This is a genomic window from Chryseobacterium sp. CH21 (assembly GCF_004119445.1).
GTDB lineage: Bacteria > Bacteroidota > Bacteroidia > Flavobacteriales > Weeksellaceae > Chryseobacterium.
On the sequence record NZ_QICI01000023.1, the window covers coordinates 118777 to 129839 of the forward strand.

General features: G+C 36.7%; 9 protein-coding genes. 3 read left to right on the plus strand and 6 right to left on the minus strand.

Going from position 1 to position 11063, the window contains the following annotated elements; genetic code table 11:
- Positions 1-148 precede the first annotated feature (148 nt).
- Positions 149-3547, minus strand: a complete 3399-nt coding sequence (locus tag BOQ62_RS04340) for a polysaccharide deacetylase family protein (protein WP_129037428.1) — start codon at positions 3545-3547, stop codon at positions 149-151.
- Positions 3548-3636: 89 nt separating this feature from the next.
- Positions 3637-4887 carry a CinA family nicotinamide mononucleotide deamidase-related protein gene (locus tag BOQ62_RS04345; protein ID WP_129037431.1) on the minus strand — a complete coding sequence of 417 codons (1251 nt, stop codon included), beginning with the start codon at positions 4885-4887 and terminating at the stop codon, positions 3637-3639.
- A gap of 114 nt (positions 4888-5001) precedes the next feature.
- On the opposite strand from BOQ62_RS04345, the gene BOQ62_RS04350 reads away from it, so the two are divergent.
- Complete coding sequence (locus BOQ62_RS04350; RefSeq protein WP_129037433.1) at positions 5002-5475, plus strand: hypothetical protein; 474 nt, start codon at positions 5002-5004, stop codon at positions 5473-5475.
- Positions 5476-5524: 49 nt separating this feature from the next.
- Here the strand turns inward: BOQ62_RS04350 and BOQ62_RS04355 are convergent, their stop codons facing one another.
- From BOQ62_RS04355 to BOQ62_RS04365, 3 genes are all read right to left on the minus strand, one after another.
- Entirely contained in the window at positions 5525-6064 is a 540-nt protein-coding gene (locus BOQ62_RS04355; RefSeq protein WP_129037435.1) for a lipocalin family protein, read from the minus strand.
- 74 nt (positions 6065-6138) lie between these two features.
- Positions 6139-6873 (minus strand): LytR/AlgR family response regulator transcription factor, encoded by a 735-nt coding sequence (locus tag BOQ62_RS04360; RefSeq protein WP_129037437.1) that lies wholly within the window; start codon positions 6871-6873, stop codon positions 6139-6141.
- Positions 6874-7026: 153 nt separating this feature from the next.
- Complete coding sequence (locus BOQ62_RS04365) at positions 7027-8814, minus strand: histidine kinase (RefSeq protein WP_228413669.1); 1788 nt, start codon at positions 8812-8814, stop codon at positions 7027-7029.
- A gap of 140 nt (positions 8815-8954) precedes the next feature.
- Between BOQ62_RS04365 and BOQ62_RS04370 the strand changes: the two genes are divergently transcribed.
- Both BOQ62_RS04370 and BOQ62_RS04375 read left to right on the plus strand, forming a co-directional pair.
- Entirely contained in the window at positions 8955-9716 is a 762-nt protein-coding gene (locus BOQ62_RS04370; RefSeq protein ID WP_129037441.1) for an SIMPL domain-containing protein, read from the plus strand.
- A 339-nt stretch (positions 9717-10055) separates the two neighbouring features.
- Positions 10056-10730 carry an SIMPL domain-containing protein gene (locus tag BOQ62_RS04375; protein WP_129037443.1) on the plus strand — a complete coding sequence of 225 codons (675 nt, stop codon included), beginning with the start codon at positions 10056-10058 and terminating at the stop codon, positions 10728-10730.
- Between the two features lie 187 nt (positions 10731-10917).
- Here BOQ62_RS04375 and BOQ62_RS24230 read toward each other — a convergent pair whose 3' ends face one another.
- Positions 10918-11031, minus strand: a complete 114-nt coding sequence (locus tag BOQ62_RS24230; protein WP_410494179.1) for a hypothetical protein — start codon at positions 11029-11031, stop codon at positions 10918-10920.
- Positions 11032-11063 lie beyond the last annotated feature (32 nt).

Sequence of the window (11063 nt, forward strand, 5' to 3'; positions counted from 1 at the left end):
ACCTCCAGCTACCTAATTATATTTTTTTGGTTCAAATCTTTACTGGAAAATCAGACAATAAGAGACAGAAGCTGGAAGTTATAAGAATCGTAAAAAATGATAACTGAGAAAACAACATCCAGCCTCACTCTTCCAGCCTCCAACCTCATTAAGATGTTGCTATCTCTTTTACATTCCCGGTTCTTTTTAGGAATCCCCAGGACTGCATTTCGCCTTTCAGTGCTTTTCTTAAACTTTTAAATAATACAATATACATCAGCCATCTATACCCGAATCTCTGTGGAATAATATACAACAGATTGATTAGTTTTTCCTTCTGCATGATGAATGCTACTAATGCTAATGAAGCATCTACCAAAAGGAAAATCAGATAATAGGTGAATATTTTGTCTCCGTTTCCGGACAGGATTCCAAAAAACATAATCACGTCTGCCAATGGCGAGAAAAATGGAATGATGTATTGGAATAATAAAATATTCGGCATTGCCCAAAGTCCCAATCCTTTATATTTGGGGTTAAGGAAAGTCTGTCTCTGTTTCCAGAACATCTGCATGATTCCGTAAGTCCATCGGAAACGTTGTTTTAAAAACTGTTTTGTGGTTTCAGGAGCTTCCGTTACAGCAATTGCTCTGTTTTCATTCGCTACGGTATATCCCGCTTTTAATATTTTAACCGTAATATCACAATCTTCTGCCAGAGTATCGGATGAATATCCTCCTGCTTCTATGATCACAGACTTTTTAAATGCACCAATAGCTCCCGGAATTACAGTAATAGCATTAATGTGCGCATACGCCAGTCTGTCAAAATTCTGGCTTGTTGTATATTCTATAGCCTGCCATTTGGTAAGCCAGTTTACCCTGTTCCCTACTTTAACATTTCCTGCTACCGCTGCTATTTTTTCTTCCGGATCAGAATTTAAAAATCTTGCAATCATATATTTCACGGCATCCTGTTGTAATTTGGTATCGGCATCAATACATACTACATATTCTGCATCAGTTTGTGATATTCCGAAATTCAGGGCAGTGGCTTTTCCACCGTTTCCTTTGGTGAAAATTTTCAGTTTCGGGTGATCCGGAAATGCTTCCAATGCTTTTTCATACGTGGAATCTTTGCTTCCGTCATCTACCATAATAATATTAAAATTAGGATAGGTCTGTTTCAACAAATTCTGCAGGGAAGAAACAATATTCACTTCTTCATTGTATGCAGGAACAATGATTGAAACCTTCGGGTAGGAATCCAACACCGGAAATTCACCTAATTTTTTTTCTTTTTTTCTTTCTTTAAAAGCCCAGTAAGCCATCAACAATAATCTGATCAGTCCCAACACAATGAAAATAGTAAACAATGCAACCAGGAAATGGCTTATTCCATAGATCATCGTAGCCAATACAAGATTCAACTGCATGATATAATATGATCTTGTTTTAGGAACTTCAGGCATCAGTTCGCTTCTGCTTTTGTGCAGAATATTCGTAAGGTTTGTAAAATGATAACCTTGTTTCTGAAGAGTCGGAATCAGGATTTTTAAAGCTTTTACAGTTTCTTCTCTGGTATCTCCGCCTGCATCATGAAGAAGAATGATATTCCCTCTCTCCTGCTTAATTCCAGCCATTACACGTTTTACGATTTCATCTGCTTTTATCCCCGGCTGCCAGTCTTCAGGGTCTATATTTTCTCCGATATCAAGATAATTTTGCTGTCTTGCCAAAGCTACAGGGATAATCTCTTCTGAAGTTGTAGGCTCCGAGTCTGCATTGTATGGAGCTCTGAACAGAATTGTACTATGACCTGTGATACATTCGATCAGCAGTCTTGTCAGTTTCATTTCAAGCAAAGCTCTTTCAGGACTTACTTTGGCTACATTTTCATGAGTAAAGGTGTGATTTCCTATTTCGTGTCCTTCACGGTAAATTCTTTTAACGAGCGGAAGGTTCTTTTCTGCATTGAGTCCTACCAAAAAGAAAGCTGCCGGAACATGGTATTTGGACAAAATATCCAATACTTGCGGAGTATACGTTTCATCCGGACCGTCATCAAAAGTAAGAACGAGTTCTTTCTGAGGAGCGCTTCCATATTTTTTGACTTCGTAAGAACTTGGATAGGTAATATAATTTTCGTCTGTGATAATTTTCTCTTTCGGATCAATTTCCAGAGCAATTTTCCCATCATGAGGGGTATTCAGAACATCTAATACTTCTCCGTCTCCGATGTAATCCACCATGGTTTGTCCTTTCACATTTTCCAGTGTTTTTAAATTCAGCTTGGATAATCCGGCAAACGTAAGGTCTTTATCATAGAAATTCCAGACTCTGCTGTCTTCACTTCCGAGTCTCCAGAGTGCAGTTCCTGCTAACGGATATTCTGAGGAAAAACGCATCGTATTGAAAATAGAAGCCGCATCATTGAAAAATACAGTGTGGGTTAAATTTTTAGAATCCGTGTAAGAATAATTTAAATTAAACGTATTGTCATTAAAATCAATAACTGCTTTACTTGCACTGGCTTTAGTAATGGCCTGCATGTAAGTAACGGAGGTATTGTCATCCTTATTGGAACTCCAGTCATAGCCGTATGCTCCCAAGCCCAAAATGATTTTTTGTGGAGAAACTTGTTTCACGATTTTCCCAGTCTGTTCTTCAATCCATTTTTGGGAAGAAACCGGACCTGCATCACTTCCTGCTGAATACTCATCATAAGCCATCAGCACAAAGTAATCTACATAAGGATTCAGTCTTGGAATATTGTAATCGTCATTATCAGTCATGATATCCATGGTAACCAGCAGCTGATTTTTTTTGAAGGTCTCTGAAAGTTCTTTCATAAAGGCAATCAGATTATCATCAGAATTCAGGTTCATATCTTCAAAGTCGATATTAATTCCTTTGAAGTGGTATTTTTTACATTGCTGGGTGATTTTTTGAATCAAATGGGTTCTTTTCTGCGGATCATTCAAAACTTTTACCAGTCCTTCTGCACGGAATTCTCGGTCTGAGTTGTTACTCAGCATCGGCATGGCAGCAACACCTGTTCTTTTGATCACTTTATATCCTTCCGGATCCACATTGGTTTTCAGATCACCTGTTTTGGGATCTAGGAAAAACCATTCAGGAAAAACAAGATTGACGTGTCTGATATTTCTTTTCAGAGACATGAGTGACTGAGGGTCCCATGCCACATAAAAGGCAGATCGGATTCCTCCCGGAAACTGAGCCCAGTTTCGGTTTTGATTTTTGTATCTTTCTTCTCTTGCCTTCTGAATTTTATCGAGGCTGGTATGGATTGTTTTTTCAGAAATAAAGCTTCTGAAACCTTTGTATTCTTTGGAAATTTTATTCTCCTGAAGATAGGGCTTATTGGCTGTAATAACTGCTTTATAATCTTCTTTAAAAGGAATTTTAGGACTTCTGTCCAGGGTCATCATCAGACCTAAAGCAAGAAGAAGCAGTATTCCTATAAAAATAAAAACACGGCTTCCCCATTGTACACTTTTCCAGCGTTTTTTGCTGCTGGTCTGAAAAATCTGTTTGGAATTTTCCACGATTTTTGAAATTTATTGAAGGGCTTTCAAAAAGCGTGAAAAACTGTATAAAAATTAATTAAAAAAAAATTAAAAATAAAGCATTCTATTTAACTGTTGATAAGAAGGCTTACCAAATCCTGAATTACCTTTTGGGAAACAAAATCCATAAAGTCTACTCTTTCCAGATGAGGCATATATAATTTGGAGGTTACTTCCTGATCATTGATCCTGATCGTATAGTAAACCGTTCCCACCTCTTTACCATCTTCTCCTTTTCCTGGCCCGGCAACACCTGTTGTAGAAAGGGAAATATGGGTTTCAAACAATTGCTGGCAACCTTTGGCCATTTCCTGAGCTACCTGTTCACTTACTACAGTGAACTCATCCACAGTTTCTTTGGAAACATTTAAAATTTTAATCTTTTTCTCTGTGGCATACGCTACCATTCCGCCAAGGAAATATTTTGAACTGCCGGAAACTGAAGTGATCATTTTTGCCAGTTCACCTCCGGTACAGCTTTCTGCGGTAGAAATTGTCAGATTCCTTTCGGTAAGCATTTCTGCCAGAATATTTTCAATTTTATCTTCACTTACAGCGATAACGTGGCCTTCTACCAACGGAAGCAGTTTCTGGATTTCTTCTTCTGTTGTCTGTTTCAGCAATTCTTCATTCTCCCCGGAAGCTGTCAGACGAAGTTTTACACGTGTTCCAACCGGAAGATAAGACAGTGCAATATTTGCCGGAAGCGCCAGTTCCCATTCTTCAATTTTGTCTGCAAGAATACTTTCAGGAATTCCTACCACAGAAACAATTCTGGTATGAATATAATGAAGCTTAAATCTTTTCTGCAAATAAGGAATGATCTGATCTTTGATAAGCGGCTTTACCTCATAAGGAACTCCCGGAAGGCTGTAACACAATTTTCCGTTTTGTTCCATCATCATGCATGGAGCCGTCCCGTAATGGTTTTGAAAAACAATGGACTTGGTAGGCACAAAAGCCTGTTCTTTGTTTCTCTCCAGAATATCTGCTCTTCCTCTTCTTTCCATATATTCTTTAAGATGGTTGAAGGTTACCTCATCCAAAGCAATTTCATCATCGAAATACTCTGCCAGCGCTTTTTTGGTTTTATCATCTCTGGTTGGGCCTAATCCGCCTGTGGTAATGACAAGATCTCCTTTTTCAAATGCAGCACTTAAAGCTTCTTTAATGGTTTCAATTTCGTCTGAGATCGTAAGAATCTGAACAACTTTTATCCCTACATTTTTAAGTTCCGTGGCAATAAAATTAGAATTGGTATCTACCGTGTTTCCGGAAAGGATTTCATCACCGATAGTAATCAGAACAGCTTTTTCCATATGTTTTTTTGTTGAAAAAAATTCTATGCAAATGACGGAAAATTCTGTGGCAGCGGCAATATAAATTGATTTTTTCTATTTTTGACGAAATTATCTAAAACTACAATACAAATTATGTCTAAATATGATGATGCTTCATGGCATTATGGCGGTGATTTTCCGGAAGGACTTCCCCAGAAAAATGGGGCAACCCACACAGGAATGTTCCTGAACTGGTGTATTCATAACAATCTGATTTCCGAAGAACTGAAGGAAGACAATGCTGAGGAAATAGAAAAAGTAAAACGAAGAGAAATTACTGGAGCTGAATTCATTATGGATGCCTGTGATGGTAAATTTTCCGAATATGATCTGAATGAGCTGGGGAATCTTTTTGCAAAAGATTATTATGCCGACGATACAGACTTCGGAAACAGATACAGCTCATTTGCTGATGATTACGTGAATCTTTTTGATGGTAAAGCAGAGGAAAATGATTATGAATACGAAACTTTCTATCACATTGAAGACACTTACGAAAATTATGACCTGATGAAACAGGTTATTGATCACCGTTTTGAGGAATGGAAAGAGTATATTAAAAGTTAAAAAACAAAAAGCGAAAAGCGAAGGAAAACAATTTTCTTCGCTTTTTGTATTAATTATGTTTCACCCAGATCAGTTCATCGGTATTATAACCGATTTTTCTGGCTTTCTGAATGAAACGCTGACGGATGCTTTCCGGAATATCAGTGGTACGGGAAAGAATCCATAAATATTTTAAACTGCTTCCAGCTACCAGCGCATATTGATAGTCTTCATCAATATCTATCACATTATAACCAGCCCAAATTGGTTTGAAAAATGAAACTTTAAGACGCGCTTCAGTAGGATCTTTTACAAATTTTGCTTCCCCGATGGATTCGTTCCATACTTTTTTAACGTAATCATACCCTTTATTTCTAACCTGAACCGTTCCATCCGGATTTTCTGTATATTCTGCGGTTACATTATCCATATTTTTCTCGAACCTGTAGTCAAAACGGGCGATCTCATACCATCTGCCAAGGTATTTTTTAAGATCAAAATTCTTAACGGCAGAGGCTCCTCTGGGAATTCTTACAGAATAGGAATTGAACATGATAAGACCCAATGCTCCCAGGGAAACGGGAAGTATAATTTTATGAATGGTTTTCATGACAAGAATATTTTGGTGATTATGATAAAAACGTCAAAAATAATGCCTTAAGTCTGTTAAAGATACAATAAATTCTATGAAAATACTTTCAGGAAATTATCTTTAAAGCTTCCTGAAACCTCAATTTCTGTATCATCAGACAGCATTACAGTTCCGCTTTTATGATAGGATTTCACAAATCCTGTATTGATAATATGGGAACGGTGAACCCTCACAAACGGGTTTTCCAAAAGATCATCAAAGTGTTTCAGAAAACGGCATACCATCTTCTTCGAGCCATCTGTAAGATATACCTGGGTAAAATTTCCGTCTGCCTGAAGTCTTACGATATCTTCAGTCTTTACTACATCAAATCCCTGTAGTGTCGGCAAGATCAATTGTTGTTTTTCAGGTTTTAACTTTAGGTTTTCAAGAAGAATTTTGTTTCGGTTGAGCTCATCTTTTTTCTCAAGACTTTCAGCCACTTTATTGACCGCCAGAATAAGCTCCTGAATATCAATTGGTTTTAAAATATAATAACTTGCAGATTTATTTAAGGCCTGTAAAGAATATTGTGAAAATGCAGTAATGAAAATGGTTTCATAGGAGAACTCTTTGGTAGCTTCCAGAACATCAAAGGCATTTCCAAAAGGCATTTCTACGTCCAGAAAGACCAGCTGAGGCTGATTTTCGGCAATTAAAGGAACGGCTTCTTTGATATTTTCAGCTTCGCCAAGGATTTCCACTTGCGGACAGTATTTGGTCAGATAGTTTCGTAAAACTTCTCTTGCTATGAGCTCATCATCTACAAGTACGGCTTTTATTTTCATTTGAATAGATATTAGGTGGCAATGTGTAGGTTGCAGATGCAAATTAGTAATATTTAACCAATCGTACAATCAGACCCAAAACATACAAAGTATATGCCTTTTATTTACCTAAATCTTCACTAATTCACAAGCAATAATCCGCCTGAATTCAGTCTATACCATATTGAGTTGGATAGTTACCAAAACACCACTATTATTTTCCTTATCCTTTACGGAACAGGTGATATGTTTTTTATACAGATCATTCAGGAGCTGAATTCTTTCCAGTGTATTTTTCATTCCTCTGCCCTCTCTGGTTTTTTGGTGCTGGGTTTTTTGCTTTTTACTTTCTTCAATGCCTATTCCATTGTCTTCAATGAGGATTTTCAGATGAGATTCACTTTTTTCAAAGCTTAGTTTTAAAAATCCTTTGTCAGCTCTGTACCGGAGTCCGTGCCAGACAGCATTTTCCAGAAACGGCTGTATCAGCATTCCGGGAACCTGAAGATTTTGCATATTTAAACTTTCATCCACGTCAATTTCATAATCGAATTTATCTGCAAAACGTGTTTTTTCCAGAGCAAGGTAGTTCTGAAGAAGATCCAGTTCCTGCTGAAAAGGGATAAAATCTTCGGTTGAATTTTCCATCACACCACGCATCAGTTTCGAAAATTTAGTCAGATACTGATTCGCCTCCAGTTCATTGTTGGTTGCGATAAAGTGATTCACGCTGTTTAAACTGTTAAAAATAAAATGCGGGTTCATTTCTCTACGAAGCGACTGCAAAGCAATTTTCTTATTCTTTATCTGAACTTTTTTCAGGGTTCTGAAAATAAAAATAATTAATACAGTCAGCAATATCAAAGCACCGATCAAGGTATAATTGAAAACATTCTTTTTTCTGATAAGTTCATCTTTCAACCCTTTTTCTTTTTCCAGCTGTGAGATTCGTTGTTCTGTGTCTTCCAGGATTTTATTATCTACAAGGCTTCTGTCCTTGGAAACGAGATTCGGAAGTTTTCCCAAAAAGTCTCTGTACAGCTGAACAGAAGCATCTACATTTCCTGAAATGGCATAAAGGCTGTCCAGTTTTTTCACACTTTTCTGTGCTTCCAGCGTATGACCTTTGTCCAAAGCAATTCCGTAGGCATTTTTCAAAAGATCTACGGCTTCTTTCGGATCATTCTTTTTAATATAAATATCTGCCAGCTCCTGAATCTGATTAACTTTCTCCTGTGAGTTTTCTTTCACAAAATCTTCTTTCAATACCTTCTTTTTAGCTTCAATCGCTTTCTCGAAATTTTTGTTTTCTACATAGAGATCCGCAAGTTTCTGATTGATGGCAAGCGCTTGCTGAGGCGCTTCTTTTTTGGAAATTTTATACGCTGTATTCAGATTTTCTTCAGCACTGGAAACGTCTTTCTGTCTGAGATTAACGTCAGCCAGCTGACTGTAACTTTCCGCCAAGTCTCCCTGTTCGTTTTCTTTTTTGCTCAGGTTGATATTATTCTGAATCGCTTCTGCTTTAAGTTCCGGTGTGGGTGAAGAAAGTCTTGCCACATCATTAGAATTAACAGCTTTACTTTTTTCGCTGTAGCTTGCTTGGGCTGCCATACTGTAATTGCTGATGGCGGGTGTTATTTTATTCTGTTTTTCCTGGGATTGGGCTAATCTTCGGGTAGCTTTTTCAATATTGGGTTTATCGTTGAGTTTTTCATACAGCTTTTTTGCTTTTGTATAATACTCTTCACTTTTCGCAAAGTTTCCTCCATTGAAAAATGTTTCTCCGATGTTATAGTATGAATCCGCCTGGGCAGGTTCATTTTTGTTGTCCATTGCTTTTTTCAGCTTCTTCGTTTCCACCTGTACTTCTTCCACAGCAGCACTGCTATTAGTAGTGGTCTGGGAATATAGTGTATTTCCCCAAAGCACCAGTAAAAAGAGCGTAAAGAGTTTAAGCATTTTCATAAAACAAAGATATACATATATATAGTCTGCTCAAAAACTATTCACCAAGTGAAGTTTCCCATTCACCAAGTTGAGTCTTTGATACTGTGATCCTAAGGCTAAGTTTGAGGCAAAATAATTCAAATTTAAAAATCATGAAAAAACTAACATTTACATTTTGTCTCATCATTGCATCTTTCTTAAATTTTTCAAAAGCACAGGTTGGAGGAAACCAAATCTACAGAGACAGAAATAACACTGATTATTCCGCTCCCAGAAATCTCCCTGAATTTAACAATACCAATAGTTATTTCACCAACGATTCTACACTGATTGTCAATGTAAAAATATTAATGAACAAGCCTGCAGACCGTTACAAAATAACCCTTGGACTGAATGAGGAGGCTGATACTCCAAAAATTGCACTGGAGAATATCAACAAAAGAATCAGTGGTTTTATGAAAAGAATATCTTCAATGGGAATCAAAAGTGATGCTATTTTTGTGGATTTTATTTCACAAACGAAAGTCTATGATTACAACATCAATAAAGACTCACAGACAACCACCCAAAAAATGGACGGCTTTGAAACCAAGAAAAATATCATTATTACAGTAAACAAGCACTCAATGATTGAAAAGCTAATCTCTGAAGCTTCAGATTTTCAGATTTATGATGTGATTAAAGTAGATTATATCAGCAATGATATCGATACCATTCAGGAAGTTCTGCTCAAGGAAGCATATGCTGTCTTTGACAAAAAGAAGGAAAACTATTTTAAACTGTTTAAAAAGAAATTATTGGGAGCCCTACAGCTACCTCAGGCTTTACCTATGTTTTCCCTAAAAGCCAATATCAGAATTATACGGCTTTTGAAAGCGCGAATGTTACCTACGGATATGACACCAGATATGTAAAGAAGGAAGAGAGAAAATCAAAAACCTTTTATTACGATGGTATAGATTATACCGGTTTTGATAAGGTCATCAATAATGCTGATCCTGAAGTGGGCATACAATATATCATGAACCTCAGTGTAAAATATGATCTGAAAAAGAATAAAGAGAAATAAAGTGAAACATCTCTTCATCATCTTAACAGCTTAAAAAATCTTAACCGTTCAAAAGTCTTTTTACCTCGTTCTTCTTTTTTCAAAGGCTCACCAAGTGAAAACTCCCTTTCACCAAGTCTCCCGGAATCCGGTGACTGATCTGTGTAATTTTACATCAGAATTAAAAATTTAAAAACAGGAAATTATGAAATTGAAACATTTTTTATTAATCGGAATTTTAACCCTTGGAAGCTTTGTAAATGCTCAGGAAGTAAAGAAAAACGCCATTGAAGTAACGGGCGTTGCCGAAATGGAAGTGGAACCGGATGAAATTATCTTCAGCATCGGGATAAAAGCTGATAATAAAAACGATCTGGCAGATAATGAAAAGAAGTTATTTGATATCTTAAAAAATGCGGGAGTAAAGAACGAGGATATCAAATTCAAATCAATGTATCAGAATATCTATTCTAAAACAGCTAAGTTTTCTAAGAATTACCTGTTTAAAGCCAGTACAAAATCAAGTCTTAGTAAAATCTTTGAAGACCTGAACCAAAAATGGGTAAGCAGCCTGAACATTGCAGAAGTAAAGAATACTAAAATTGCAGATTTCAGAAAAGCGGTTAAGATCAATGCATTGAAAGCGGCTAAAGAAAAAGCAGATTATCTATTGGAAAGTATGGGAAAAAAGACGGGAAATGCTCTTGAAATTGTAGAAATAGAAGACTACACCAGCGATATGATCATGCCTGCAGCTTATAAAGGAAGATCTTACGGTGTGCAGGCGGAAATAGCTGATGCTCCGGTAGATTTCTCTTTTGATAATATTGAAAACATCAAGCTGAAATACAGCATCAAAACAAAATATGAAATCCTTTAAAATAACAGATTTAGGAAAGCTGCCTTTTGGGCTAGTCATGGTCGGAAGAAATTTCCGACCATTTTTTATGTTTTAAGTTTTGAAGACTTTTGCAGGATCACCCCCGCAAATATTATTAAAATTGCGGTAATCATATCCCGAAGTTCCATAGCGATGCGTCTTTTAGCTGTTTTATATCCTAAATTGTTTACTTTTTGTAAATCAAGAGCAGCATAGAAGCAATCATTGTCATGTAGAGCATTACTTCAATTCCGTTTTTATTGAGCGAAACAAGATGGCTTAAATTCAACTCTTGTTTCATAAATCTGAAGAATACCTCAATATCCCATCTTT